General features: G+C 65.6%; 27 protein-coding genes. 11 read left to right on the top strand and 16 right to left on the bottom strand.

What is annotated here, in order from left to right; genetic code table 11:
* Positions 1-168: 168 nt before the first annotated feature.
* From GZH52_RS14090 to GZH52_RS14065, 6 genes are all read right to left on the bottom strand, one after another.
* Complete coding sequence (locus GZH52_RS14090) at positions 169-1,452, bottom strand: HAAAP family serine/threonine permease (protein WP_163317289.1); 1,284 nt, start codon at positions 1,450-1,452, stop codon at positions 169-171.
* Positions 1,453-1,718: 266 nt separating this feature from the next.
* Complete coding sequence (locus tag GZH52_RS14085; protein ID WP_163317287.1) at positions 1,719-2,213, bottom strand: PilZ domain-containing protein; 495 nt, start codon at positions 2,211-2,213, stop codon at positions 1,719-1,721.
* Positions 2,214-2,223: 10 nt separating this feature from the next.
* The gene (serB, locus tag GZH52_RS14080; RefSeq protein WP_163317285.1) at positions 2,224-3,069 is read right to left on the bottom strand and encodes a phosphoserine phosphatase SerB; all 846 of its coding nucleotides are present in this window, start codon (positions 3,067-3,069) and stop codon (positions 2,224-2,226) included.
* A 90-nt stretch (positions 3,070-3,159) separates the two neighbouring features.
* Positions 3,160-3,840 carry a type 1 glutamine amidotransferase domain-containing protein gene (locus tag GZH52_RS14075; protein WP_163317283.1) on the bottom strand — a complete coding sequence of 227 codons (681 nt, stop codon included), beginning with the start codon at positions 3,838-3,840 and terminating at the stop codon, positions 3,160-3,162.
* Between the two features lie 25 nt (positions 3,841-3,865).
* Positions 3,866-4,966: an N-ethylmaleimide reductase gene (gene nemA, locus GZH52_RS14070; RefSeq protein ID WP_163317282.1), complete on the bottom strand. Its 1,101-nt coding sequence runs from the start codon at positions 4,964-4,966 to the stop codon at positions 3,866-3,868.
* Between the two features lie 76 nt (positions 4,967-5,042).
* Positions 5,043-5,639, bottom strand: coding sequence for a TetR/AcrR family transcriptional regulator (locus GZH52_RS14065; RefSeq protein WP_163317280.1), 597 nt, complete (start codon positions 5,637-5,639; stop codon positions 5,043-5,045).
* A gap of 132 nt (positions 5,640-5,771) precedes the next feature.
* On the opposite strand from GZH52_RS14065, the gene GZH52_RS14060 reads away from it, so the two are divergent.
* Positions 5,772-7,298, top strand: a complete 1,527-nt coding sequence (locus tag GZH52_RS14060; protein WP_163317278.1) for a fumarate hydratase — start codon at positions 5,772-5,774, stop codon at positions 7,296-7,298.
* Between the two features lie 70 nt (positions 7,299-7,368).
* Here GZH52_RS14060 and udk read toward each other — a convergent pair whose 3' ends face one another.
* The 10 genes from udk to iscR form a co-directional block, all read right to left on the bottom strand.
* Complete coding sequence (udk, locus tag GZH52_RS14055; RefSeq protein ID WP_163317276.1) at positions 7,369-7,983, bottom strand: uridine kinase; 615 nt, start codon at positions 7,981-7,983, stop codon at positions 7,369-7,371.
* 59 nt (positions 7,984-8,042) lie between these two features.
* Positions 8,043-8,681: a glutathione S-transferase family protein gene (locus GZH52_RS14050; RefSeq protein ID WP_163317274.1), complete on the bottom strand. Its 639-nt coding sequence runs from the start codon at positions 8,679-8,681 to the stop codon at positions 8,043-8,045.
* 157 nt (positions 8,682-8,838) lie between these two features.
* Positions 8,839-9,033: a Fe-S cluster assembly protein IscX gene (gene iscX, locus GZH52_RS14045; protein WP_163317272.1), complete on the bottom strand. Its 195-nt coding sequence runs from the start codon at positions 9,031-9,033 to the stop codon at positions 8,839-8,841.
* 24 nt (positions 9,034-9,057) lie between these two features.
* The gene (fdx, locus tag GZH52_RS14040) at positions 9,058-9,399 is read right to left on the bottom strand and encodes an ISC system 2Fe-2S type ferredoxin (protein WP_163317270.1); all 342 of its coding nucleotides are present in this window, start codon (positions 9,397-9,399) and stop codon (positions 9,058-9,060) included.
* 8 nt (positions 9,400-9,407) lie between these two features.
* On the bottom strand, positions 9,408-11,267 hold the full coding sequence (hscA, locus tag GZH52_RS14035; RefSeq protein ID WP_163317268.1) for a Fe-S protein assembly chaperone HscA: 1,860 nt from the start codon (positions 11,265-11,267) through the stop codon (positions 9,408-9,410).
* Positions 11,268-11,313: 46 nt separating this feature from the next.
* Positions 11,314-11,847 (bottom strand): Fe-S protein assembly co-chaperone HscB, encoded by a 534-nt coding sequence (hscB, locus tag GZH52_RS14030; protein ID WP_163317266.1) that lies wholly within the window; start codon positions 11,845-11,847, stop codon positions 11,314-11,316.
* Between the two features lie 59 nt (positions 11,848-11,906).
* Entirely contained in the window at positions 11,907-12,230 is a 324-nt protein-coding gene (gene iscA / locus GZH52_RS14025; RefSeq protein ID WP_163317264.1) for an iron-sulfur cluster assembly protein IscA, read from the bottom strand.
* Between the two features lie 14 nt (positions 12,231-12,244).
* Positions 12,245-12,628 (bottom strand): Fe-S cluster assembly scaffold IscU, encoded by a 384-nt coding sequence (gene iscU / locus GZH52_RS14020; protein WP_163317262.1) that lies wholly within the window; start codon positions 12,626-12,628, stop codon positions 12,245-12,247.
* 52 nt (positions 12,629-12,680) lie between these two features.
* Positions 12,681-13,898: an IscS subfamily cysteine desulfurase gene (locus GZH52_RS14015; protein ID WP_163317260.1), complete on the bottom strand. Its 1,218-nt coding sequence runs from the start codon at positions 13,896-13,898 to the stop codon at positions 12,681-12,683.
* 34 nt (positions 13,899-13,932) lie between these two features.
* Positions 13,933-14,412, bottom strand: a complete 480-nt coding sequence (iscR, locus tag GZH52_RS14010; protein WP_163317258.1) for a Fe-S cluster assembly transcriptional regulator IscR — start codon at positions 14,410-14,412, stop codon at positions 13,933-13,935.
* A gap of 292 nt (positions 14,413-14,704) precedes the next feature.
* On the opposite strand from iscR, the gene GZH52_RS14005 reads away from it, so the two are divergent.
* From GZH52_RS14005 to gltS, 10 genes are all read left to right on the top strand, one after another.
* Complete coding sequence (locus tag GZH52_RS14005; protein WP_163317256.1) at positions 14,705-15,826, top strand: beta-ketoacyl-ACP synthase III; 1,122 nt, start codon at positions 14,705-14,707, stop codon at positions 15,824-15,826.
* Positions 15,827-15,951: 125 nt separating this feature from the next.
* Positions 15,952-17,544: an ABC transporter substrate-binding protein gene (locus GZH52_RS14000; protein WP_163317254.1), complete on the top strand. Its 1,593-nt coding sequence runs from the start codon at positions 15,952-15,954 to the stop codon at positions 17,542-17,544.
* 276 nt (positions 17,545-17,820) lie between these two features.
* On the top strand, positions 17,821-19,413 hold the full coding sequence (locus GZH52_RS13995) for an ABC transporter substrate-binding protein (protein ID WP_163317252.1): 1,593 nt from the start codon (positions 17,821-17,823) through the stop codon (positions 19,411-19,413).
* 164 nt (positions 19,414-19,577) lie between these two features.
* Positions 19,578-20,606, top strand: coding sequence for an ABC transporter permease subunit (locus GZH52_RS13990; RefSeq protein WP_163317250.1), 1,029 nt, complete (start codon positions 19,578-19,580; stop codon positions 20,604-20,606).
* Between the two features lie 10 nt (positions 20,607-20,616).
* Positions 20,617-21,537: an ABC transporter permease subunit gene (locus GZH52_RS13985; protein ID WP_163317248.1), complete on the top strand. Its 921-nt coding sequence runs from the start codon at positions 20,617-20,619 to the stop codon at positions 21,535-21,537.
* Between the two features lie 10 nt (positions 21,538-21,547).
* Positions 21,548-22,525, top strand: a complete 978-nt coding sequence (locus GZH52_RS13980; RefSeq protein ID WP_163317246.1) for an ABC transporter ATP-binding protein — start codon at positions 21,548-21,550, stop codon at positions 22,523-22,525.
* The gene (locus GZH52_RS13975; protein ID WP_163317244.1) at positions 22,522-23,493 is read left to right on the top strand and encodes a peptide ABC transporter ATP-binding protein; all 972 of its coding nucleotides are present in this window, start codon (positions 22,522-22,524) and stop codon (positions 23,491-23,493) included. Before GZH52_RS13980 ends, GZH52_RS13975 begins: the two co-directional genes overlap by 4 nt.
* Before the next feature lie 134 nt (positions 23,494-23,627).
* Positions 23,628-24,125, top strand: coding sequence for a pantetheine-phosphate adenylyltransferase (gene coaD / locus GZH52_RS13970; protein ID WP_136553335.1), 498 nt, complete (start codon positions 23,628-23,630; stop codon positions 24,123-24,125).
* 68 nt (positions 24,126-24,193) lie between these two features.
* Complete coding sequence (locus GZH52_RS13965) at positions 24,194-25,144, top strand: class I SAM-dependent methyltransferase (RefSeq protein WP_163317242.1); 951 nt, start codon at positions 24,194-24,196, stop codon at positions 25,142-25,144.
* 52 nt (positions 25,145-25,196) lie between these two features.
* On the top strand, positions 25,197-26,396 hold the full coding sequence (gene gltS, locus GZH52_RS13960; protein WP_163317240.1) for a sodium/glutamate symporter: 1,200 nt from the start codon (positions 25,197-25,199) through the stop codon (positions 26,394-26,396).
* Positions 26,397-26,400: the final 4 nt, after the last annotated feature.

Here is a 26,400-nt window from a genome sequence, read left to right as displayed (position 1 = left end):
GGTCTGCTTGCCGATGTCCAGACCGAAAAGTGCGATGTTTGCCATGATGATCCTCCGCGCCGAATTGGAAACAGCCCAGCAAGCGTAGCCTGCTGGGCTGTTGGAGTTCAGGCTGACCATCACATTAATGGCACCGCTTGCGGTGCCATTTTTGTTGGGTAGTCAGGCTTAGCCGATGAAGCCGTATACGATGGAGCTGATCGCGACAAGGCCCATCACAACCACGAACACGTTGCCGAGCTTGCCCTTGTGCGCGGCGAGCGCCGGCACCTTGTTGATGGCGTACATCGGCATCAGGTAGAGGATGGCCGCGATGATCGGCCCGCCCAGCGCCTCGATCATGCCGAGGATGCTCGGGTTGGCGATCGACACCGCCCACAGCGTGCTGACCATGAACACCAGCGTGAACGCGCGCACCTTGCCGGGCGCCACGCGGATGCCGCGCGCCTTCAGTTGCTGGCTGACGATGCCCTCCAGCCCTTCGGCCGCGCCCAGGTAGTGGCCGAAGAACGACGACACGATGGCGACGAAGGCGACTAGCGGGCCGAAGTAGGAGATGAACGGGCTCTCGTGCGTGTTGGCAAGGTAGGACAGGATGGACAGGTTCTGCGCCTTGGCCTGCATCAGTTGCGCGGGGCTCAGCGACAGCACGCAGGAGAACACGAACAGCATCACGAAGCCGACCAGCATCAGTGAGGTGCGGCGCAGGATCTGGTCGGCCTTGGCACGGGCGTCCCGGCCGTGCGCGCGGCGCTGGGCCAGCGCGAACTGCGAGATCGCCGGCGAATGGTTGAACGCGAAGATCAGTACCGGGATGGTCAGCCAGACGGTGCCGGCGAAGTCGAAGGTGGACGGCATCACGGCGACCGCGTCCAGCTTCCAGTCCGGGATCAGGTAGAACGACATGAAGGCGAGGATGGCGACCAGCGGGTAGACCAGCCACTGGGTCACGCGCAGCATCCACTTCTCGCCGGCGAGCATCACCGCCATCATCCCCGCGATCAGCACGCCGGAGAGCAGGACGCGCGACAGCGACGCGAGCCCCAGCTGGTGCACCATGAAACTGTCGACGGTGTTGGTGATGCCGACACCGTAGATCAGCACGATCGGGTAGATCGCGAAGAAGTAGAGCAGAGTGATCGCCTTGCCGGCGCCGGCGCCGAAGTGTTCCTCGACCACGCGGGTGATATCGCTGTCGTTGTGCGCGGACGAGCACACGAAGCGCGACAGCGCGCGGTGCGACAAATAGGTCATCGGGCCGATCAGCAGCGTCATCAGCACCAGCGGCCAGAAGCCGCCCATGCCGGCGTTGATCGGCAAAAACAGGATGCCGGCACCGACGGCGGTGCCGAACAGGCTGAGCATCCAGGTGGTGTCCTGCCGGGTCCAAGGCAGTTTGGCGGTGGACGGTGCGGCGTTGTTCAGTTCCAGGCTGGCGGCGGTCTCGCTCATCGGGCAGGGTCGCGTAGTAAGAGTGGAATGCAAGAATATTCCGAAATACGTATTTAGATCAATGCCTTCAAGACGTGCCGCCGCGCGCGCAAAACAACAGCCGGCAGCCGGTTTTGTCATTTAAAGTTCGTGCGCTTTCATTTTTGTTCGGTCACGAAAAATAAAGGACGAAGCCCGCGCCCGGGGCTGTTCGTTTGTCGATGGATTTTGCGTGGCGGCAGGCAGGACATGGGTGCCCCGAGGTGGGGGCACCGGGCAGATGACGCTTACGACAGTTGGCGGATCGCTTCGCGGTGGCGGCGGAACACCCACTTTTCCCAGGCGTCGCGGGTCGCTTCGTCGAAGGTGTGCGCCAGTTGCGTGCGCACCAGCGTGCGCCCGTCCTGCGGCGTCGCGCGCACGCTGACCGGCAGGAACAGCGTCAGCGCCGAATCGGGGTTGGGGCTCAGCCGCAGCAGCGCGTCACCAATGCTCGCCGCCTCGTCCTGTAGCCAGACGATTTCGGTCAGCCCCAGCCGGCACGCGCGGCACGCAGGTGTTTCCGGGTGGCGGCCGAACAGCGCGAGTTCCAGCGCGAGGTCGAGCTTGGCCTCCAGCCGCAACAATTGCGCGTCGCCTCCGTCGCTGCCCGCCGGCGCTGCGGAGATCACGCGCAGTGCGAGCCGCGTCTCGCGGGCAAGCTTGGGGCCGTACTCGCCGCGGGTGTGTAGCGACAGCGGCAGTGCGTCGTCGAAGCTGACGGTGTCAAGCGTGGGCAGCATGGGGTTTCCTTCAGGCGTCGAACAGGCCGAGCACGCCCTCGAGGCCGACATGGTTGATGGCGACGGCGGCCTTCTCGCGCACCACCGGCTTGGCGTCGAAGGCGACGCCGAGGCCGGCCTCGGCGAGCATCAAGAGGTCGTTGGCGCCGTCGCCCATCGCGATCACCTGCGCCGGGGCAAGCCCGAGCGCGTCGCGCCTCTCGATCAGCAAGCGGCGCTTGGCGGCGGCGTCGACGATGTCGCCCTTCACGCGGCCGGTCAGCCGGCCGCCGGTGACTTCCAGCTCGTTGGCGTAAGCGTAGTCGAGGCCGAGCGTGGCCTTCAGGCGTTCGGTAAAGAAGGTGAAGCCGCCGGAGACCAGCATGAAGCGCACGCCGTGTGCGCGGCAGGCGGCAAGCAGGGTCTCGGCGCCGCGCGTCAGCCGCACGCGCTCAAGGTAGACGCGCTCGAGCGCGGCCTCGTCCAGCCCTTCGAGCAGGGCGACCCGCGCGATAAGCGACTGCGCGAAGTCGAGTTCGCCTTTCATCGAGCGCTCGGTGATCGCGGCGACCTCGGGCTTGAGTCCGTGCATGTCGGCGATCTCGTCGATGCACTCGATGGTGATCAGCGTCGAGTCCATATCGGAGACGATCAGCCCGAAGTCGGCGAAGCGCGCGCCGTCGGCGATGCGTGCGATGTCGACGCCAAGCGTGGCGGCAAGCAGGGCGAGCGCAGGCTCGACCGGCGCCGGGCACGGCGACAGCACCGCGCGGCAAGGGCCCGTGCGGCGGATGGTATCGGCGCCGCAGGCTGCGGCCAGTTGTTCGAGGGTGGCTTGCGGCAGGGCAGGCGCCTGCACGACGAGATGGTGGCTCATGGGGCTGCTGGGAGGTTGCGTACGCCGCCGATTATGCCATGGACAAGGCGTGGGTGGCGGCGGCGCGTAGCAGACACGCCGCCGCCGACTTCAGGCGAGTCTCGAGAGCAGCGCGTGCGCGACCGCTTCGCTCGACGCCGGGTTCTGCCCGGTGATCAGCGGGCCGTCCTCGACCACGTGTACGCCCCAGTCGTCGCCCTTGCTGTAGTGCGCGCCCAGCGCCTTCAGTTCGTCCTCGAGCAGGAAGGGAACGACGTGGGTGAGGCCGACCGCAGCTTCTTCGCTATCGGAAAAGCCGGTGACCTTGCGGCCGTCCACCAGCATCTTGCCGTCGGCGCCGCGTGCGTGCAGCAGCACGGCCGGCGCGTGGCAGACAGCGGCGACCGGCTTGCCCTGCGCGACAAAGGCTTCGATCAGCAGGCGCGACGCCTCGTTGTTGGTCAGGTCCCACAGCGGGCCGTGGCCACCCGGGTAAAACACCGCGTCGAAATCGCCGGCCTCGACCTCTTTCAGCGTCAGCGTGTGCGCGAGCTTGTCCTTCAGCACGGCGTCGCCGTTGAAGCGCACGGTGGCCGGGGTCTGCGACTCGGGCAGCGCGCTTTTCGGGTCGATCGGCGGCTGCAGCCCGAGCGGCGAGGCGAGTGTGATGTCGACACCGGCATCAAAGAGCGCGTAGTAGGGGGCGGCGAATTCCTCGATCCAGAAGCCGGTGCGGTGGCCGGTGTCGCCGAGCTTGTCGTGGCTGGTCAAAACGAACAGGACGCGTTTCATCGGTCTTTCCCTCGGGTTGGCAAAATCAGCCGGGCAGGGCCGGGTAGTCGGTGTAGCCGTGCGCGTCGCCGCCGTACAGGGTGCGTGCGTCCAGCGGGTTCAGCTCCGTGCCGAGCTCGAGCCTGCGAGGCAGGTCGGGGTTGGCGATAAAGGCGCGACCGAAAGCGACCGCGTCGATATGGCCTGCTTCCAGCATCTGGCGGGCTTTTTCGCCAGTGTAGCCGCCGGCGCCGATAATGCATCCCGTATAGGCCGCACGCATGGCGTGGCGGAACGCCTCCGGCCACGCCGGCCCGCCGGCCCAGTCCGGCTCGGACAGGTGCAGGTAGGCCAGCTTGCGTTTCGACAGTTCGCGCGCCAGATAGAGCGCCATGTCTTCCTGGCCGACGTCGGACAGGCCGTTGAACACGCCCAGCGGCGAGATGCGTACGCCGACCCGCCCGCTCGTCCATTCGGCGCAGACTGCGTCAACGACCTCGAGCAGCAGCCGCGCGCGGTTCTCGATACTGCCGCCGTAGGCATCGGTACGCTGGTTCGCTTCGGGCGACAGGAACTGGTTGAGCAGGTAGCCGTGGGCGGCGTGGATTTCGACGAGGTCGAAGCCGGCACGCTCCGCGCGGTCGGTCGCCTGGCGGAAGTCGTCGACGATGTCAGCGAGTTCGGCGGTTTCCAGCGCGCGAGGGGCGCTGCACGGCAGGCGCTCGAGCGCGCCGTCGGGCATGCGCACGGTGGTGCGGGTGTCAGCGGTGAGCGCGGATGGTGCGACCGGCGCCTGTCCGTCCGGCTGCACGCTGGTGTGCGAGATGCGGCCGGTGTGCCACAGCTGGATCGCCATCTGGCCCCCGGCCTGATGGACGGCTTGGTTGATGTCGCGCCAGGCGGCGACCTGCGCTTCGTCGTAGAGGCCGGGTGCGCCGGCGTAGCCCTTGGCGGTGGGCGAGATATGGACGCCTTCGCTGATGATCAGGCCGGCCGAGGCGCGCTGCACGTAGTAGTCGCGGGCGAGCGTGGTCGGCAGATCGCCCGGCTCGGTATTGCGCAGGCGGGTCAGCGGGGCCATCAGCACGCGGTTGCTCAGGACGAGCTCGCCCATGGCGAGCGGGGACATCAGCGTAGGGACTGTCATGCAAACTCCTGTATTAGACCGTTCGTCTAGATTCAAGGTAAAAAAAGTGCCCGCATACGCGGGCGCAAGGGAGGGTTCAGGCAGGCAGCACCAGGCGGGTGTGCTCGAGTGCTCTCGCCAGCGGCGCGCGGCTGCGCGACACCTTGGCCAGCAGCGAGGCGCCCAGCCAGCGTGCGTACAACTGCTCGGCGAGTTCCGCCGCGGGCACGGTGGCGGTCAGCGAGCCGTCTGCCTGCGCTGCGCCGATCGCGCGGGCGATCTCGGCGATGATGCCCTGCATCGCCGTATCCAGCGCCACGCGCATCGGCTCGGAGTAGTCGGCCACTTCGGCGGCGAGCTTCACCGCGAGGCAGGTATGCAGTTGCGGGTCGCATTCGGCCGCTGCGAGCCAGCGCTCGAAGTAGGCGATGAGCCGCGCGCGCGCGTAGCCCAGCGTTTCGTCGGTGAACAGCGCGGCGACATGCTGGCGGTAGAGCGCGAAGTAGTGTTCGATCAGCGCCTCGCCAAACGCGTCCTTCGAGTCGAAGTAGTGGTAGAACGAACCCTTGGGCACGCCCGCAGAGGCGAGCAGTTCGGTCAGGCCGAGGGCGGTGAAGCCCTTGTGGCGGACCAGTTGCTCGCCGGTGGCGAGGATGTGGGCACGGGTATCGGGAAAGCTGCTGGGTCTTGGCATGTCCGGCAATATAATAGACCGGTCGTCTAATTTCAAGAGCATGGCAGGCGTGACGCTGGCGAGGCCACCGTCTTACAATAGCGGCGAACCATAAGAGGCCGACTGCGCCACCACACCCGTTGGAGAACCCGCATGACCCGCATCCGCCAGGAAGACTTCATCCAGAGCATCGCCGACGCCTTCCAGTACATTTCCTACTACCACCCGAAGGACTTCATCGACGCGCTGTACCAGGCGTACCTGAAGGAAGAGAGCCCGGCGGCCAAGGACGCGATGGCGCAGATCCTGGTCAACAGCCGCATGTGCGCCGAAGGCCACCGGCCGATCTGCCAGGATACCGGCATCGCCGTGGTGTTCCTCAAGGTCGGCATGAACGTGCAGTGGGACGCCAAGTTGTCGGTGCAGGAAATGGTCAACGAGGGGGTGCGCCGCGCCTACCTGAATCCGGACAACAAGCTGCGTGCCTCGGTGCTGCTCGACCCGGCCGGCAAGCGCCAGAACAGCAAGGACAACACGCCGGCCGTCGTCCACTACGAGATCGTCGAAGGGAGTGATGTCGAGGTGATCTGCGCGGCCAAGGGCGGCGGCTCGGAGAACAAGTCGAAGTTCGTCGCGCTCAACCCGTCCGACTCCATCGTCGACTGGGTGCTGAAGACGGTGCCGACCATGGGCGCCGGCTGGTGTCCGCCGGGCATCCTCGGCATCGGCATCGGCGGCACGCCGGAGAAGGCGATGCTGCTGGCCAAGGAAAGCCTGATGGGCCCGGTCGACATCCATCTGGTGAAGGAAAAGGCCGCACGCGGCGAGGAACTGACCCGGGTCGAGTCGCTGCGCCTCGAACTCCTTGAAAAGATCAACGCGCTGGGCATCGGCGCGCAGGGCCTGGGTGGCCTCACCACCGTGCTCGACGTGAAGATCCTCGACTACCCGACCCACGCGGCGTCCTTGCCGGTAGCGATGATTCCGAACTGCGCGGCGACCCGCCACGTGCACTTCCACCTGGACGGCAGCGGTCCGGCCAAACTCGAGGCGCCCAGCCTGGAAGACTGGCCGCAGATCGAGTACGGCAACGCCGGCGGTCGCCGCGTGAATCTGGATACCGTTACCCGTGAAGAAGTGGCCAGCTGGAAACCGGGCGAAGTCTTGCTCTTGAACGGCAAGATGCTGACCGGCCGCGACGCCGCGCACAAGCGCATCGTCGACATGCTGAACAAGGGTGAAAAGCTGCCGGTCGACCTCTCCGGCCGCTTCATCTACTACGTCGGCCCGGTCGACCCGGTCGGCGACGAGGTGGTCGGCCCGGCCGGCCCCACCACCGCAACGCGGATGGACAAGTTCACCGAGCAGGTGCTGGCCGAGACCGGCCTCTTGGGCATGATCGGCAAGGCCGAGCGCGGCCCGGCGGCGATCGAGGCGATCAAGAAGCACAAGTCGGTTTACTTGATGGCGGTCGGCGGTTCGGCCTACCTCGTCTCCAAGGCGATCAAGGGCGCGCGCGTGGTCGGTTTCGCCGACCTGGGCATGGAAGCAATTTACGAGTTCGAGGTGAAGGACATGCCGGTGACGGTCGCGGTCGACAGCCAAGGCTCGGCCGTGCACCAGAGCGGTCCGGCCGAGTGGCGCGTGAAGATCGGCAAGATCCCGGTCAGCGCCGCGTAAGGGCAGGCCAGGCAAGACAAAGGCCGGGGTGACCCCGGCCTTTTTGCATTTTGCCCGCTGCGCACAGTACCTACTTGACCAGCGCGGCGACGCGTGCGGTGATCAAGTCGACCGCCGGGTCGTTGCTGCCGTGCGGCAGGATCACGTCGGCAAAGCGTTTGGTCGGCTCGACGAACTGGTTGTGCATCGGGCGCACGGTCGCCATGTACTGCTCGATCACGTTGCCCATGGTGCGGCCGCGCTCGGCGATGTCGCGCTCGAGGCGGCGGATGAAGCGCACGTCGCCGTCGGTGTCGACGAAGATCTTCAGCGACATCATGTCGCGCAGCGCCTGGTCGTACAGTGCGAAGATGCCCTCGATCACGATCACCGGGCCGGTGACCACAGTCTCGGTTTTGCTGGCGCGTGTGTGCTGCGAGAAGTCGTACAGCGGCATCTCGATCGGCACGCCGTTTTTCAGGTCGTCGATATGCTGGATCAACAGCGGCCAGTCAAACGCGTGCGGGTGGTCGTAGTTGGTCGCGAGCCGCTGCTCGAAGGTCAGGTGGCTCTGGTCGCGGTAGTAGTTGTCCTGGATGATCACCGCCGCCTTGTCGGCGCCGATGGTTTCGACCACCTTGCGGGTGACCGTGGTCTTGCCGCTGCCGCTGCCGCCGGCGACACCGATGATGAAAGGTTTGCTCATGACCACCCCCACAAAGAAAAGCGGGCTAATTTAGCAAAGTCTGATGTACAAGAAAAGCGTCAGGCGTCCCCACCCGCTTCGGCCTCGGCGCGGGCTGCGTCGTGCCACGCCTGCATCGCCGGCAGCGCGCGCATGTGCGCGGCGTACTCGGCCGCGTCGCCGTCAAGTTGCACGCCGTAAGTCTCGAAGCGGAATACCACCGGCGCGAACATCGCGTCGGCGATGCCGAAGCGGCCGAACAGGAAGGGGCCGGCCTCGCGGTGCGCCGCGCGCAGCGACTGCCACAACTGGGTGATGCGCTGGATGTCGGCGAGGGTGGCCGCGTCAGGCTCGATCACATGGCGCTGTCCGCAGTCGAAACCCATCTGCTGGCGCAGCGCGGCGAAGCCCGAGTGCATCTCGGCGCTGACCGCGCGCGCGAGCGCGCGCTCCTCTGCCTCGCGCGGCCACAGGCCGGCGGCCGGGTAGCATTCGGCGAGGTACTCGCAGATCGCCAGCGAGTCCCAGATCTTCAGGTGGTGGTCGATCAGGAGCGGTACCTTGCCGGTCGGGCTGTACTGCAGGATGCGCTCGCGGGTATCGCTCTGGTAGAGCCGGACCTGGACCTCCTCGAACGGCTCTTCCAGCATCTTCAGCACGAGCCAGGGCCTGAGCGACCACGAGGAATAGCGTTTGTCTCCAATCACGAGCCGGAACATGACGGCCTCTCCTGTTTGCTGGGATTTATGCATTCTAGGATAAAAGCGTCCGCCAAGGCTTAGACTTGGTGGCAGACAAGCAAGCCGGGCACGCGCCCATGGCGCGAAAAAAGCCGGCCTGCACCCTTGTGCGGCCGGCATGCGTGGCGTGGCGGTGTTACTCGGCCTCGTCTATCCACGCCTGCTGGATCGCCTCGAGGACCTTCTCGCCACCGCGGGTGTGGTTGTCGTCGAAGCCGGGCAGGCCGACTACCTTGTTGTGCAGGTCGGTAAAGCGGATCGTCTTCGGGTCGACCTCGGGGTAACGGTCGTAGAGTTCGGCTGCGATCGCGTGAATGTCGGTCCATTTCATGGCGTCTTGTCCTCGGCGGCGGTCTCAGTGGTGTTCGCGGGCGTGGTTGATCGTGTAGCGCGGGATTTCGACGACAAGGTCGGCGCCGTCGACGATGGCCTGGCACGACAGGCGCGAGTCGGGCTCGAGCCCCCACGCCTTGTCGAGCATGTCCTCTTCGAGCTCATCCGCCTCGTTCAGCGATTCGGCCCCCTCGCGCACGACGACGTGGCAGGTCGTGCACGCGCACGACATCTCGCACGCGTGTTCGATTTCGATGCCGTGGTCGAGCAGGGTCTGGCAGATGCTCTGGCCGGACGGGGCGTCGTCGATCACGGTGCCATCGGGGCAGAGTTCGGCGTGCGGCAGCACGATGATGCGGGGCATGTTCTTCCTTACAGTTCTGCGATGTTGTGGCCCTTGAGGGCGCGCTGGATATTGCGGTCCATGCGCCGCTCGGCGAAGGGGTCGGTCGCGCGGCTGAGCGCGGCGGCCGCCTCGTTGACGGCACGGGTGTCCTCTCCGGCGGCGGCACGCTCGGCGGCCTCGAGCGCGGCGTCGACCCGAGCGCGCTCGCTCTGGTCGAGCAGGTCGCCGTCGCTCGCGAGTGCGGCGCGGGTCGCCTCGATCAGGCTTTCGGCGTCGACGACTGCCTCGCGCAGCTTGCGCGCCTGGATGTCGTCCTGCACGTTGGCCAGCGAGTCGGCGAGCATGGTGCTGATCGCCTCGTCGGTCAGCCCGTACGAGGGCTTGATCTGGATCGACGCTTCGACGCCGGTGGTCTGCTCGCGCGCGGACACCGACAGCAGGCCGTCGGCGTCAATCTGGAAGGTGATGCGGATGCGTGCGGCGCCGGCGACCATCGGCGGGATGCCGGAGAGCACGAAGCGGCCGAGCGAGCGGCAGTCGGCGACCAGTTCGCGCTCGCCCTGCAGCACGTGGATGCTCATCGCGGTCTGGCCGTCCTTGAAGGTGGTGAACTCCTGCGCGCGGGCCACCGGCAAGGTGGTGTTGCGCGGGATGATCTTCTCGGTCAGCCCGCCCATGGTTTCCAGCCCCAGCGACAGCGGGTTGACGTCGAGCAGCAGCCAGTCGTCGCCGGCCTTGTTGCCGGCGAGCACGTTGGCCTGGATCGCCGCGCCCAGCGCGACGACCTTGTCCGGGTCGAGGTTGGTCAAGGGCGGCTGGTCGAAGAAGTCGCCGACCGCCTTCTGGATCGCCGGGATGCGCGTCGCGCCGCCGACCATCACCACGCCGCGGATGTCGGTGCGTTCGATGCGCGCGTCGCGCAGCGCCTTGCGCATCGGCAGCATGGTCTTGTCGACCAGGGTGCGGGTGATCTGGTTGAAGGTCTCCTGCGTCAGCGTGAGGTCGACCGCCTGCCCGTCGGCTAGGATGGCGGTGATGCGCGCGCTGCTGTGGTCGGTCAGGTGTTCCTTCGCCTCGCGGGCGCGGGTCAGCAACAATCGGGTGTCCTGCGCGGACAGGCCGGACAGGCCGGATTCGGCGAGCAGCCAGCAGTAGATGCGGTGGTCGAAGTCGTCGCCGCCGAGCGAGGCGTCGCCGCTGGTGGAGAGCACCTCGAACACGCCGCGGGTCAGGCGCAGGATGGACACATCGAGCGTGCCGCCGCCCAGGTCGTACACCGCGTAAGTGCCTTCGGCACCGTTGTCCAGCCCGTAGGCGATCGCAGCGGCAGTCGGCTCGTTCAGGAGGCGCAGCACGGAGAGACCGGCGAGCCTTGCCGCGTCCTTGGTCGCCTGCCGCTGCGCGTCGTCGAAGTAGGCGGGTACGGTGATCACCACCCCGGTCAGCTCGCCGCCCAGGCTGGCCTCGGCGCGCGCGCGCAGCGCCTTGAGAATCTCTGCGGAGACTTCAACCGGGCTCTTGCAGCCGGCGCGGGTCTGCACGCCGACCATGCCCGGCGCGTCGACGAAGCGGTAGGGCAGCGTCGGCGCCTCGCTGATGTCGGCGAGGCTGCGGCCCATGAAGCGCTTGGCCGACACGATGGTGTTGTGCGGGTCGTGGCTCTGTTCGGCCTGCGCGGCGTAGCCGACGGCGACACGGCCGTCTTCCAGGTAGCGGACGACCGACGGCAGCAGGCTGCGTCCTTCGCTGTCGGGCAGCACGGTCGCGCTGCCGCTGCGCACGGTGGCGACCAGCGAATTGGTGGTGCCAAGGTCGATGCCGGCGGCGAGGCGGTGCTGGTGGGGCGCGGCGGACAGGCCGGGTTCGGCGATTTGCAAGAGGGCCATGGATTCGGGTCTTTGTCGTCGGGCGAGCTAGCGCGCCCGGTCGTTGTCAGTACAGCAACGCTTCGATGGCGTCGCCGGTTTCCTGCTCGATCTTCTCCAGGAAGCGCAATTTTCGCACCAGCAGTGCGCCTTCTTCCAGCTCGCCGCGCGTATCGATCGCGTCTTCGAGCGCGGCCTCGAGTTCGCGGGTGTCGGCACGGATCTCGGAGAGCAGCGCCTCGAGCGCGTCGATGTCGCTCGCCTCGCGCGCGGCCTCCAGCGTCTCGCGCCACGCAAGCTGCGCCATCAGGAAGTCGACCGGCATCCGCGTGTTGGTCTCCTCCTGGGTGTCGACCCCGGCGAGCTGCAACAGGTAGCGGGCACGGTTGACCGGCTTTCTCAGCGTCTGGTACGCCTCGTTGACGCGGGTGGCCAGCATCAGCGCGTCGCGCCGCTCGGCGTCAGGGGCGCTGGCGAAGCGGTCGGGGTGGACCTCGGCGGCCAGCGCGCGCCATGCGGTGTCTAGGGTGACCGCGTCGATCGCGTAGCGGCGCGGCAGCGCGAAGAGCGCGAAGAAGTCCTGCTTCAGGTCAAGGTTCATGGCGGGGCGGTCCGGACGGGAAAGGGCCGGGCGGCGGACCGCCCGGCGACGGGGGCTGCTCAGACGTGGAAGCTTTCGCCGCAGCCGCACTCGTTCTTGACGTTCGGGTTGTTGAACTTGAAGCCTTCGTTCAGCCCTTCCTTGACGAAGTCGAGCTCGGTACCGTCAAGATAAGCGAGGCTTTTGGCGTCGGTGAACACGGTGACACCGAAGCTCTCGAAGGTGAGGTCGCTCTCGTCGGCGACGTCGACGAACTCGAGCTTGTACGCCATGCCCGAACAGCCGGACGTCTTGACGCCCAGACGGACGCCGAGACCCTTGCCGCGGCGGGCCAGGAAGTTGCGTACATGGTTGGCGGCGGCTTCGCTCAGGGTGATGGCCATGCTGGACTCCTTGTTTACTTGCCGTGCTTTTGCTTGTAGTCGTCGACGGCGGCCTTGATCGCGTCCTCGGCGAGGATGGAACAGTGGATCTTGACCGGTGGCAGCGCCAGCTCTTCCGCGATCTGGGTGTTCTTGATCGACAGCGCTTCGTCGAGCGTCTTGCCCTTCACCCATTCGGTGACCAGCGAGCTCGACGCGATTGCCGAACCGCAGCCGTAGGTTTTGAACTTGGCGTCTTCGATCACGCCGTCTTCGCCGACCTTGATCTGCAGCTTCATCACGTCGCCGCAGGCCGGTGCGCCGACCATGCCGGTGCCGACGGTGTCGTCGCCCTTGTCGAAGGCGCCGACGTTGCGCGGGTTTTCGTAGTGGTCGAGGACTTTTTCGCTGTATGCCATGGTGTTCTCCGGTGCTGGAGCGGGCGGCGGTGCCGCCCGCGGTTGCAGTCTCTTAGTGGGCGGCCCACTGCACGGTGTTCAGGTCGACGCCGTCCTTGTACATCTCCCACAGCGGCGAGAGTTCGCGCAGCTTGCCGATCTTCTGCTTGAGCAGGTCGACCGCGTAGTCGACTTCTTGTTCGGTGGTGAAGCGGCCGATGGTGAAGCGGATCGAGCTGTGCGCCATCTCGTCGTTGCGGCCGAGCGCGCGCAGCACGTAGGACGGTTCGAGCGACGCCGAGGTGCACGCCGAGCCGCTGGACACCGCGAGGTCCTTGATCGCCATGATCAGGCTCTCGCCTTCGACAAAGTTGAAGCTGACGTTCAGGTTGTGCGGCACGCGCTGTTCGATGTCGCCGTTGATGTACACCTCTTCCATGTCCTTGATGCCGTTCCACAGGCGGTCGCGCAGCATGCGGATGCGTTCGTTCTCGGTGTGCATCTCCTCGCGCGCGATGCGGTACGCCTCGCCCATGCCGACGATCTGGTGGGTGGCCAGCGTGCCCGAGCGGAAGCCGCGCTCGTGGCCGCCGCCGTGCATCTGCGCTTCCAGGCGGACGCGCGGCTTGCGGCGCACGTACAGCGCGCCGATGCCCTTGGGCCCGTAGGTCTTGTGCGCGGACAGGCTCATCAGGTCGACCTTGAGGGTCGAGAGGTCGATGTCGACCTTGCCGGTTGCCTGCGCGGCGTCGACGTGGAATAGGACGCCCTTTTCACGGCACATTTCGCCGATCGCCGGGATGTCCTGGATCACGCCGATCTCGTTGTTCACGTACATCACCGAGACGAGGAGGGTATCCGGGCGGATCGCCGCCTTCAGCTCGTCCAGGTCGATCAGGCCGTTTTCCTGCACGCCAAGGTAGGTGACTTCGAAACCTTCGCGCTCAAGTTCGCGGCAGGTATCGAGCACGGCCTTGTGTTCGGTCTTGACGGTGATCAGGTGCTTGCCCTTGCCCTGGTAGAAGTGGGCGGCACCCTTGATCGCCAGGTTGTTCGACTCGGTCGCGCCCGACGTCCAGACGATTTCCTTGGGGTCGCAACCCAGCAGTTTCGCGACTTCGACGCGCGCGTTCTCGACGGCCGCCTCGGCGTCCCAGCCGAAGGCGTGGCTGCGCGAGGCCGGGTTGCCGAACTGCCCGGTCAGGTAGGGGATCATCTTGTCGGCGACGTGCGGGTCGACCGGCGTCGTCGCCGAGTAATCGAGGTAGATCGGGAACTTGAGTTCGCTCATTTTCTGGAATTCTCCACTGGATGGGGCCGCTGCTTCAGGCCGCGCCGGCTGCCGCACTGGCGGCTGCCTGCTCCGGTACGCGCTTGTCGTGGATCACGCTGGTTTCCTTCGCCTTGTGCTGGCGCACGAGGCCGCCCAGCGTGACGTTGGACAGGTAGTTGAACAGGGTGGCGTTGAGGTCGGTCCACAAATCGTGTGTCATGCAGCGGTGATTGTCATGGCAGTTCTCGCGGCCGGCGCACTGGGTGGCGTCGACCGGTTCGTCGACGGCGATGATGATCTGCGCGACCGTGATGTCATCTGCTTCACGGGCAAGAGTATACCCTCCGCCGGGGCCTCTTGTGCTCGTGACCAGCGCGTTGCGGCGCAATTTGCCGAACAGCTGCTCGAGGTAGGACAGCGAGATGCCCTGCCGTTCGCTGATGCCGGCCAGCGTCACCGGGCCGCGGCTCTCGCGCAGCGCCAGGTCGAGCATCGCTGTAACTGCGAATCGTCCCTTGGTGGTCAGTCGCATGGTGAAGTCTTCCTTTGTCGTGGACGCCCGCAGCGGCGGGACAGGCCTATTATGATGATTTCCGACCAATATGGTCAAGTATTGCGTGCGTGGCCGGTATCCCGCACGGCTTGCGCTTCAATATCCGATTATTTTACTTGGATTTTTGGGCTTTGTGCCAGCGGCCGCCCGCGAGTCGATAGTCGGTGCTTATGACAGTCCGGCATGAAGGTGTATTATCCAGCCGCTAATACTTACAACCCAGACAACCTATGGCGGCGCGCGGCAAGGCGCGTACGCGCGGAGTTTTTGCATGCACAAGGTCGTGATCAGCGGCACCGGTCTTTTCACCCCGCCCAATGCGGTCAGCAACGAGGCGCTGGTCGAGGCGTTCAACGCGTGGGTGCGCGGGGCCAACGCCGCGAACGCGGAGGCGATCGCGGCGGGACGCATGGACCCCCTGCCCGAGTCGAGCGCCGAATTCATCGTCAAGGCGTCCGGTATCCGCCAGCGCTACCTGATGGACGCCGCAGGCGTGCTCGACCCCGAACGCATGGTGCCCCACCTTGCCGAGCGGCCGAACGAGGCGCTGTCGGTGCAGGCCGAGATGGCGGTCGCCGCCGCGAAGGGCGCGCTCGCGCGCGCCGGCCGCGCCGGCAGCGACGTCGACATGGTGATCTGTGCGTGCTCCAACCTGCAGCGCGCATACCCGGCGGTGTCGATCGAGGTGCAGCAGGCGATCGGCGCTGCCGGCTTTGCCTACGACATGAACGTCGCCTGCTCGTCGGCGACTTTCGGGATCCAGGCGGCGGTCAGCGCGATCGCGACCGGCGCCGCGCGTACCGTGCTGGTGGTCAACCCCGAGATCTGCTCGGCCCATCTCAATTTCCGCGACCGCGACAGTCACTTCATCTTTGGCGACGCGGCCACCGCTGTACTGCTCGAGCGCGCCGACGCGGCGACCGCCGAGGGATGTCTTGAAGTACTCGGCTGCAAGCTCGCGACCGTGTTCTCCAACAACATCCGCAACAATGCCGGCTTCCTGAACCGTTGCGACGCGGCGGGCATCGGCGCGCCGGACAAGCTGTTTGTCCAGCAGGGGCGCAAGGTGTTCAAGGAGGTCTGCCCGATGGTCGGCGAGCACATTGTCGGCCACCTGGGCGAGCTTGGCATCGCGGCGGAGGGCGTGCGCCGCTTCTGGCTGCACCAGGCCAACCTGGCGATGAACCAGCTGATCGCGCGCCGCGTGCTGGGGCGCGAGGCGACCGAAAGCGAGGCGCCGGTGATCCTCGACCGCTACGCCAACACGAGCTCGGCCGGCTCGGTGATCGCGATGCACCTGAATCGCGACGACCTCGTGCCCGGCGACATCGGCGTGCTCTCGTCGTTCGGTGCCGGCTATTCGGTCGGCAGCGTGGCGCTGCGGCGCATCTAAATGCCTAATTTGCAAGATTCTTTGCCTTTTTATGACATGGATCTTGCATTTGGTATTGTGTTTGCTTAGTGTCAGTTTCATGCGGCGGCCGTGGCTGCCGCGTCTCGACCTGAGGGAGAAACTACATGAAGACAAACAAACGCATTCTCGTCGCCGCCAGCCTGCTGGCAGCGGCCAATCTGGCGTCCGCCGCCGGCACGCTGATCTACTGTTCGGAGGCGAGCCCGGAAGGCTTTGACAACGCGCAGTACACCGGCGGCAACAGCTTCGACGCCTCCGGCCACGCCGTCTACAACCGTCTGGTCGAGTTCGAGCAGGGCTCGACCAAGCTGCAGCCGGGCCTCGCCGAGAGCTGGACCGTGTCGCCGGACGGCAAGACCTACACCTTCAAGCTCCGTAAGGGCGTGAAGTTCCACACCACCGACTTCTTCAAGCCGACGCGTGAATTGAACGCCGACGACGTGGTGCTGACCTTCGACCGCATGGTCAACAAGAACAACGCCTTCCGCAAGGCGTACCCGGTCGAGTTCCCGTACGCGTCCGACACCGGTCTCGACGCCAATATCGTCGCCGTAGAGAAGGTCGATGCGAATACCGTGCGCTTCGTGCTCAAGGAGCCGGACGCCGACCTCTTGGCCAAGATCGCGATGCCGTTCGCGTCGGTGCTCTCCGCCGAGTACGTCGGCCAGCTGATGGCCGCCGGCAAGGCCGCCGACATCAACCAGAAGCCGGTCGGCACCGGCCCCTTCGTGTTCAAGCGCTACCAGAAGGACGCGCAGATCCGCTTCGCGGCGAACAAGGACTACTGGAAGAAGGGTGCGGTCAAGGTCGACAACCTGGTGTTCGCGATCACCACCGACCCGTCGGTGCGCTTCCAGAAGATGAAGGCCGGCGAATGCCAGATCATGTCGTACCCGAAGCCGACCGACCTCGCCGCGATGAAGACCGACCCCAAGATGAAGATGATCTCGTCGCAGGGCTTCAATATCGGCTACCTGTCGTACAACACCGAAAAGCCGCTGTTGAAGAAGAAGGAAGTGCGCCAGGCGCTGGACATGGCGATCAACCGCAAGGCGATCATCGACGCGGTGTACCAGGGGCAGGGCGTCGAGGCGGCCAACCCGATCCCGCCGACGCTGTGGTCGTACAACAAGTCGCTGAAGAACGCCGCGTTCGACCCGGCCAAGGCCAAGGCGCTGCTCGCCAAGGCCGGCTACCCGAACGGCTTCGAGATCACGCTGTGGGCGATGCCGGTGCAGCGCCCGTATAACCCGAACGCCAAGCTGATGGCCGAGATGATCCAGGCAGACTGGGCCAAGATCGGCGTCAAGGCCAAGATCACCAGCTACGAGTGGGGCGAGTACCTCAAGCGGATGAAGAACGGCGAGCACGACACCGGCCTGATCGGCTGGACCGGCGACTACGCGTCGCCGGACAACTTCCTCGGCGTGCTCCTGACCTGCGAGGCGGTCGGCGGCTCCAACTACGCGCGCTACTGCAGCAAGGAATTCGACCAGCTGGTGCTCGCCGCTCGCAAGTCGAACAACGTCGCCGAGCGCACCAAGTTGTACGCGAAGGCGCAGGAAGTGTTCAAGCGTGACCTGCCGTGGTCGACCATCGCCCACTCGACGGTCAACCAGCCGATGCGCAAGGAAGTGAACGGCTTCAAGATCAGCCCGTTCGGCGACTACACCTTCCAGAACGTCAGCGTCCGTTAATTCTGTCTGACAATGTGCAAAAAAGCCCTCCGTACGCGGAGGGCTTTCTGTTGCCCGTGCCTCCTGGGTGGCATGCGGCTGATTTGCTTGAATATTATTTTCTGCTTTTATTGCTTGTCATTTTATTGCAATAATACATTTCCTTTTGGAATATTAATTCATTAATTATAGAATCCGCGCTTGTCAATTGTTATGTAATTAAATAATGTCTTTTGAGTGCGGGCGGTTCCTGACCGGACGCACCCCATCCAAGCCAAAGAGAAGTGGAGCCAGAAAATGAAAAGAAGCAAGCAATGGCTGATCGCGGCGGGCCTGATGGCCAGCGCGGCAGCAAGCCAGGCAGCCGGAACGCTGATCTACTGTTCCGAGAGCAGTCCCGGCGGTTTTGACCCCGCGCAGTACCTGTCCGGTGCCGACTTCGACGCGTCCGCCGAGACCGTGTTCAACCGTCTGGTCGAGTTCGAGCGCGGCGGCACCAAGGTGATTCCGGCACTGGCCGAGTCGTGGACCATCTCGCCGGACGGCAAGGTGTACACCTTCAAGCTCAGGAAGGGCGTGAAGTTCCACAGCACCGACTACTTCAAGCCGACGCGCGACTTCAACGCCGACGACGTGGTGTTCACCTTCTCGCGCATGCTCGACAAGAACCACCCGTTCCGCAAGGCGTACCCGACCGAGTTCCCGTACTTCACCGACATGGGCCTGGACGGCAATATCGCCAAGGTCGAGAAGCTCGATCCGCAGACCGTGCGCTTCACGCTCAAGAACGTCGACGCCGCCTTTATCCAGAACCTGGCGATGAGCTTCGCGTCGGTGCAGTCGGCCGAGTACGCGGACAAGCTCTTGAAGGCCGGCAAGGCCTCCGAGATCAACCAGAAGCCGATCGGCACCGGCCCCTTCGTGTTCCGCCGCTACCAGAAAGATGCGCAGATCCGTTTCAGCGGCAACAAGCAGTACTGGAAGCCGGCCGACGTCAAGCTGGACAACCTGGTGTTTGCGATCACCACCGACGCGTCGGTGCGCGCGCAGAAGCTGAAGAAGGGCGAGTGCCACGTCACCGTCTACCCGCGTCCGGCCGACGTGCCGTCGCTGAAGGCCGACCCCAACGTCACCGTGCTGAGCAAGCCGGGCTTCAACCTCGGCTACCTCGCGTACAACGTCGAGAAGCCGACGCTGAAGAAGCTCGAGGTGCGCCAGGCGCTCGACATGGCGGTCAACAAGGACGCGATCCTGAAGGCGGTCTACCAGGACGCCGGCCAGAAGGCCGACAACGCGCTGCCGCCGACCCAGTGGTCGTACAACAAGGCGATCAAGGCGACCGCGTACAACCCGGCCAAGGCCAAGGAACTGCTGGCCAAGGCGGGTTACCCGAAGGGCTTCGAGATGACGCTGTGGGCGATGCCGGTGCAGCGTCCGTACAACCCGAACGCGCGCCTGATGGCCGAGATGATGCAGGCCGACTTCGCCAAGGTCGGCGTCAAGGCCAAGATCGTCAGCTACGAGTGGGGCGAGTACATGAAGCGCGCGATGAAGGGCGAGCACGACGCGATCCTGATCGGCTGGACCGGCGACAACGGCGACCCGGACAACTGGATGAACAACCTGTACGGCTGCGACTCGGTCAAGGGCAGCAACTACTCGAAGTGGTGCTACAAGCCGTTCGACGACCTGGTGCAGAAGGCCAAGGTGACGACCAACGTCGCCGAGCGCAGCAAGCTCTACTCGAAGTCGCAGGAAGTGTTGAAGGGCCAGGTGCCGATCACGCCGATCGCGCACTCGACCGTCAACCAGCCGGTGCGCAAGAACGTGCAGGGCTTCAAGGTCAGCCCGTTCGGCCTGCACTCCTTCTACGGCGTGTCGGTGAAGTAAGTGTTTGACCGCCGGGCAACCGGCGGCAGCGGCGCGGGCGAGCAGCCAGTCAAGAGCCTGCCGCCCGCGTTTGGCGGGCCGGGGTTACCCCGGCCCAAGGCCCGGGGATTGCGCCCGGGGCTTCAAGGGGAATGGAATCGGCACCCGGTGCCGGGAGAGAAATGATGTTCACTTTTATCCTTCGTCGGCTCGGCTTGCTGATACCGACGTTTTTCGGCATTACGCTGTTGACCTTCGGCCTGATCCGGATGATCCCGGGCGACCCGGTCGAGGTGATGATGGGCGAGCGCTCGCTCGACCCGCAGATGCACGCCGAAGCGCTGCACCGGCTGGGGCTGGACAAGCCGCTTTACGCGCAATATTTCGATTACCTCTCCAACCTGGCCCGGGGGGATCTTGGCCAGTCGCTGGTGACCCGCGAGAACGTGTGGGCCGAATTCACCACGCTGTTCCCGGCGACGCTTGAGCTTGCGCTGTGCGCGATGCTGTTCGCCAGCGTAGTCGGCCTGCTGGCCGGCGTGCTCGCCGCGATCAAGCGCGGCTCGCTGTTCGACCACGGTGTGATGGGCATCTCGCTGACCGGCTTCTCGATGCCGATCTTCTGGTGGGGCCTGGTGCTGATCATGTTCTTCTCGGTGTCGCTCGGCTGGACGCCGGTGTCGGGCCGGCTCGATTTGATGTTCGACATTCCGCCGGACACCGGCTTCATGCTGATCGACGCGTGGCGTGCCGAAGCCGCTGACCCCGAGTACAACGCCGGCGCGTTCAAGGACGCGCTGATGCACCTGATCCTGCCGTCCATCGTGCTGGGCACCATCCCGCTGGCGGTGATCGCGCGGATGACCCGCTCGTCGATGCTGGAAGTGATGCAGGAAGACTACGTGCGTACCGCGCGCGCCAAGGGCCTGTCGCCCGCGCGCGTGATCTTCGTGCATACCCTGCGCAACGCGCTGATCCCGGTGCTGACCGTGATGGGCCTGCAAGTCGGCGTGCTGATGGGTGGCGCGGTGCTGACCGAAACCATCTTCTCGTGGCCGGGGATCGGCAAGTGGCTGATCGACGCGATCGGCCGGCGCGACTATCCGGTGGTGCAGAACGGCATCCTGATCGTCGCCACCCTGGTGATCCTGACCAACTTCATCGTCGACATCCTGTACGGCATCGCCAACCCGCGCATCCGTCACGCCAAATAAGGAAGCAACCATGACGCAAGCCAACAGCGCCCTTCAGGCCACGGCCGACGACGTGGCGGTCAGCTACCCCAGCCCGCTCAAGGAATTCTGGCAGGGCTTTTCCTTCAACAAGGGCGCGGTCGCCGGCATGCTGTTCATGCTGGTGGTGTTCTTCGCGGCGATCTTCGCGCCGTGGGTCGCGCCGTACAGCCCGATCGAGCAGTTCCGCGACCACCTGCTGACGCCGCCGGCCTGGCTGGAGGGCGGCTCGAGCGCCTACCTCCTGGGCACCGACGAGCTCGGCCGAGACATCCTGTCGCGCCTGATCCACGGCGCGCGGCTGTCGCTCTTCATCGGCGTCTCGTCTGTGCTGATGTCGCTGATCCCGGGCATCGCGCTGGGCCTGGTCGCCGCGTTCTTCCCGCGCGTGGCCGGTCCCGCGATCATGCGGCTGATGGACGTGATGATGGCGCTGCCGGCGCTTTTGCTCGCGGTCGCCATCGTCGCCATCCTCGGGCCGGGCCTTATCAACACCATGATCGCGATCGCGGTGGTCGCGCTGCCGGGCTACGTGCGCCTGACCCGCGCCTCCGCGCTGACCGAGCTCAACCGTGACTACGTGACGGCCAGCCGCGTCGCCGGCGCCGGCAAGCTGCGCCTGATGTTCGTGACCGTCTTGCCCAACTGCATGGCGCCTTTGATCGTGCACGCGACGATGAGCTTCTCCTCGGCCATCCTCGAGGCCGCCGCGCTGGGCTTCCTCGGCCTTGGCGTGCAGCCGCCGACGCCGGAGTGGGGCACCATGCTCGCCTCCGCGCGCGACTACATCGAGCGCGCGTGGTGGGTGGTGACCATGCCCGGCCTGACCATCCTGTTTTCGGTGCTGGCGATCAACCTGATGGGCGACGGGCTGCGCGACGCGCTCGACCCCAAACTCAAGCGTGCAGCCTAAGGAGAGCAAAATGAGCCTGTTGGAAATCAAGAACCTCTCCGTGCAGTTCGGCCGCAAGGACGCTCCGTTCAACGCGGTCGAGGGCCTCGACCTGACGGTGAACGAGGGCGAGCTGGTCGGCATCGTCGGCGAGTCCGGTTCGGGCAAGTCGGTGACCATGATGGCGATGATGGGCCTGCTCGAAGGGCAGGGCCGTATCGTCGCCGACAAGCTGTCGTTCGACGGCAAGGACCTGCTGACCATCAGCGCGCGCGAGCGCCGCAAGATCGTCGGCAAGGACATCGCGATGATCTTCCAGGACCCGATGACGTCGCTGAACCCCAGCTACACCGTCGGCTACCAGATCATGGAAGTGCTGAAGGTGCACCAGGGCCTGAGGGGCGCCGCGCTCAAGGCGCGCGCGCTCGAGCTGATGCAGATGGTCGAGATCCCGGCCGCCGAGAGCCGGCTGTCGGCCTACCCGCACCAGCTCTCCGGCGGCATGAGCCAGCGCGTGGTGATCGCGATGGCGATCGCGTGCAAGCCCAAGCTTTTGATCGCCGACGAGCCGACCACCGCGCTCGACGTGACCATCCAGGCGCAGATCATGGAATTGCTGGTGTCGCTGCAGAAGAGCCAGAACATGGCGCTGATCATGATCACGCACGATTTGGCGGTGATCGCCGAAGTCGCACAGCGCGTCGCGGTGATGTACGCGGGGCAGGTGGTCGAGATGGGGGCCGTGCCCGGACTCTTCCGCCAGCCGGTGCACCCGTACACCGAGGCGCTGCTCTCGTCGATTCCCGAGCACAGCAAGGGCGCGAGCCGACTCTCGACGCTGCCGGGCATCGTCCCCGGCCAGTACGACCGCCCGGCAGGCTGCCTGCTGTCGCCGCGCTGCCCGTATGTGCAGCCCAATTGCCGGCAAGACCGGCCGGCGCTGAGCCCGCACGGCGAGGGTGCGTACCGCTGCCACTACCCGCTACTGAACAAGGAGACCGCACGATGAGCGAGACCGTATTGCGTGCCCGCGACCTGACCCGCCACTACGAGGTCTCGCAGGGCTTTATGAAGCCGAACGGCGTGGTGCGCGCGCTGGGCGGGGTATCGTTCGAGCTTGCGGCGGGCAAGACGCTGGCGGTGGTTGGCGAGTCCGGCTGCGGCAAGTCGACGCTGGCGCGCGCGCTGACGCTGATCGAGACGCCGACCTCGGGCTCGCTCGAACTGGACGGCGTCGACGTGGTCGCTGGCGCCAAAGCCGACATCCGCAGCCTGCGCAGCAAGGTGCAGATGGTGTTCCAGAACCCGTACGCGTCGCTGAACCCGCGCCAGAAAATCGGCGTGCAGCTGGCCGAGCCGCTCCTGATCAACACCGACCTCACGGCCGCCGAGCGCGAGGCGCGCGTCAAGGAGATGATGTCCATCGTCGGCCTGCGCCCCGAGCACTACTACCGCTACCCGCACATGTTCTCCGGCGGCCAGCGCCAGCGCATCGCCATCGCGCGGGCGATGATGCTGCGCCCGAAGATCGTGGTCGCCGACGAGCCGACTTCGGCGCTTGACGTGTCGATCCAGGCGCAGGTGCTCAACCTGTTCATGGACCTGCAGCAGGAGCTGGGCACCGCCTACGTGTTCATCTCGCACAACCTGTCGGTGGTCGAGCATGTAGCGGACGACGTGATGGTGATGTACCTGGGGCGCACGGTCGAGATGGGCAGCAAGGCGCAGATCTACGGCGCGCCGCGCCACCCGTACACCCGCGCGCTGCTGTCGGCGACGCCGTCGATCCACCCGGAGGACAGGCGGGTCAAGATCAAGATCGAGGGCGAGCTGCCCAGCCCGCTCAACCCGCCGACCGGTTGTGCCTTCCATAAACGCTGCCCGTTCGCCAAGGCGCGCTGCCAGGAAGAGGTGCCGCTGCTTCGCGAGGTCGATGGCCACCAGGTTGCCTGCCACTTCGCCGAAGAAATCTCGTAAGCGTCGTCTTGGGTGACGCCCGGGCCCCGTGCCGTGCACGGGGCTTTTGCATTGCAGCAGAGACGGCTTGCCCCTGCCCAGCGTCGGCGTTACAGTGTGCCGATTGTCATTTAATAAGCATAAAGGGGGACGCCTTGAAACGTGCCGTATACGCCGGCAGCTTCGACCCGGTGACCAATGGCCACCTGTGGATGATCCGCGAGGCGGTCGAGCTCTTCGACGAGCTGGTGGTCGCCATCGGCGTCAACCCCGAGAAGCGTTGCACCTTCAGCGTCGAGGAGCGTGCCGAGATGCTGCGCGCGGTCACCCGCGGCCTCGACAAGCTGAAGATCGAGGTGTTCGAGAACCAGTTCCTGGTCAACTACGCGCAGAGCATCGACGCCAACTACATCGTGCGCGGCATCCGCACCGCCAGCGACTACGAGTACGAGCGCACCATGCGCTATATCAACTCGGACCTGCACCCCGAGATCACCACCGTGTTCCTGTTGCCGCCGCGCGAGTACGCCGAAGTGTCGTCGACCATGGTCAAGGGCCTGGTCGGCCCGGACGGCTGGGAAAAGGTGATCCGCCAGTACGTCGCAGAACCGGTCTACCGCAAGCTGGTCGCGCTGTACGGCACCGAGGAGTAGCCAGGCAAGGGGGGGCTTGACCGGTTTGTTATACTGTTGCGTTCGACGTTCACGCAGCAGGAGGCAATATGGTCGACGTCTCGCCTTTTCTGAACCGCCTGGCCAAGAACTACAAGCATCTGGCCAAGTGGGCACGCCGCCAGGAGATCGAAGCCTGGCGCATTTATGACCGCGATATCCCGCAGTTTCCGCTCGCGGTCGACCTCTACGGCACCCGCGCGCAGGTTTACGAATACGACACCGGCTGGCAGATCGACGACGACGCCTATCAGGCGTGGCTGGATGCCGCGCTCGGCGCGATCGCCGAGGTGACCGGCATTGCCAGCGAGGCCATCGCGGTGAAGACCCGTCGCCGCCAGAAGGGCGTCCAGCAGTACGAGAAGCTCGACGCGCAGGGCCGCGACTTCGTCGTGCTGGAACAGGGGCAGCGCTTCTGGGTCAACCTCGACGACTATCTCGACACCGGCCTCTTTCTCGACCACCGCAACACCCGTCGGCGCGTGCGCGAAGAGGCCGCCGGCAAGCGCTTCCTCAACCTGTTCGCGTATACCGGCAGCTTCAGCGTGTACGCGGCGGCCGGCGGCGCGGTCTCGTCGGAGACGGTCGACCTGTCGAACACCTACCAGGACTGGACGCGCCGCAATTTCGAGCTCAACGGGGTGGACCTCGCGCGCCACCATCTGGTGCGCGCCGACGTGTTCCAGTACCTCGACGACGCCGCGCGCGACCACAAACGCTTCGACCTGATCGTGATGGACCCGCCGAGCTTCTCCAACTCGAAGAAGATGCTGGAGATCCTCGACGTGCAGCGCGACCAGGCCCGGCTGGTTGACTGCGCGATGGACCTGCTCGCGGACGACGGCGTGCTTTATTTCTCGAACAACCTGAGGAGCTTCACGCTCGAGCCGTCGCTCGAGGCACGTTACGCGGTGCGCGACATCAGCGCGCAGTCGGTGCCGGAGGACTTCCGCAACCGCAAGATCCATCAGTGCTGGCGTATCACCCACCGCAAGGCATGAGCAGCGGTCTGGCATGGCGCCGGCTACAACAAAAATACAGGAGGCATGATTAATGGATCTGGATTTCTACGGCACGCTGGTCGCCGCGTCGCTGGTGCTGTTGGCCGGGCGCATGATCGTCGCGCGGGTGTCTGTGTTGCGCAATTTCAACATCCCAGAGCCGGTCGCAGGTGGCCTGTTGGTCGCGCTGGGCCTGCTCGCGCTGCGCTCGGCAACCGGTACCGAGGTGCATTTCGACACCGCCTTGCAGACCCCGCTGATGCTGGCATTCTTCGCGTCGATCGGGCTGTTGGCCGACCTTGCCCGCCTGCGCAGCGGCGGCAAGGCGCTGGCGCGCTTCCTGTTCGTGGTGGTCGGCCTGCTGGTCGTGCAGAACATCCTCGGCGTGTCGCTGGCGACGCTGCTCGGCCTTGACCCGCTGATGGGGCTGCTCGCCGGCTCGATCACGCTCTCCGGCGGCCACGGCACCGGCGCCGCGTGGAGCGCGGTGTTCGCCAACAAGTACGGCCTGCCCTCGGCGACCGAACTGGCGGTGGCGACCGCGACCTTTGGCCTGGTGCTGGGCGGCCTGTTGGGCGGCCCGGTCGCGCACCTGTTGCTCTCAAGGGTGAAGGCGCCCGGCGCCGAGCACAACGCCGACGACGAGCCGCAGGGCTTCGAGCAGCCCGACCATGTGCGCCTGATCACCCAGTTCAGCTTCATCGAGACGCTGGCGCTGATCGCGGTCAGCCTGCTGTGCGGAACCGCGCTCTCCGGCTGGATCCGCGGCACGCCGTTCGAGTTGCCGACCTTCGTGTGCGTGCTGTTTGTCGGCGTGGTGCTGCGCAACGGGCTGGAGGCGCTCGGCGTGCACAAGGTGTTCGAGCGCGAGGTGTCGCTGGTCGGCAACGTCAGCCTGTCGCTGTTTCTGGCGATGGCGCTGATGTCGCTGAAACTGTGGGACCTGGCCGCGCTCGCGCTGCCGATCTTTGTGCTCCTGGTCGCGCAGGCGGCGGCCATGGCGCTGTACGCGATCTTCGTGACCTTCCGCGTGATGGGGCGCAACTACGACGCGGTGGTGCTCGCGGCCGGCCACTGCGGCTTCGGCCTGGGCGCGACGCCGACGGCGATCGCCAATATGCAGGCGGTGACCCAGCATTTCGGCCCGTCCCACCTAGCCTTCTTGGTAGTGCCGATGGTCGGCGCGTTCTTCATCGACATCGCCAACGCGATCGTGATCAAGCTGTTCCTCGCGCTGCCCTTCATTGGCTGACGCT

The organism is Crenobacter caeni (genome assembly GCF_010435965.1).
GTDB classification, from domain to species: Bacteria; Pseudomonadota; Gammaproteobacteria; order Burkholderiales; family Chromobacteriaceae; genus Craterilacuibacter; species Craterilacuibacter caeni.
This window is presented reverse-complemented; position numbering and strand designations above follow the sequence as displayed.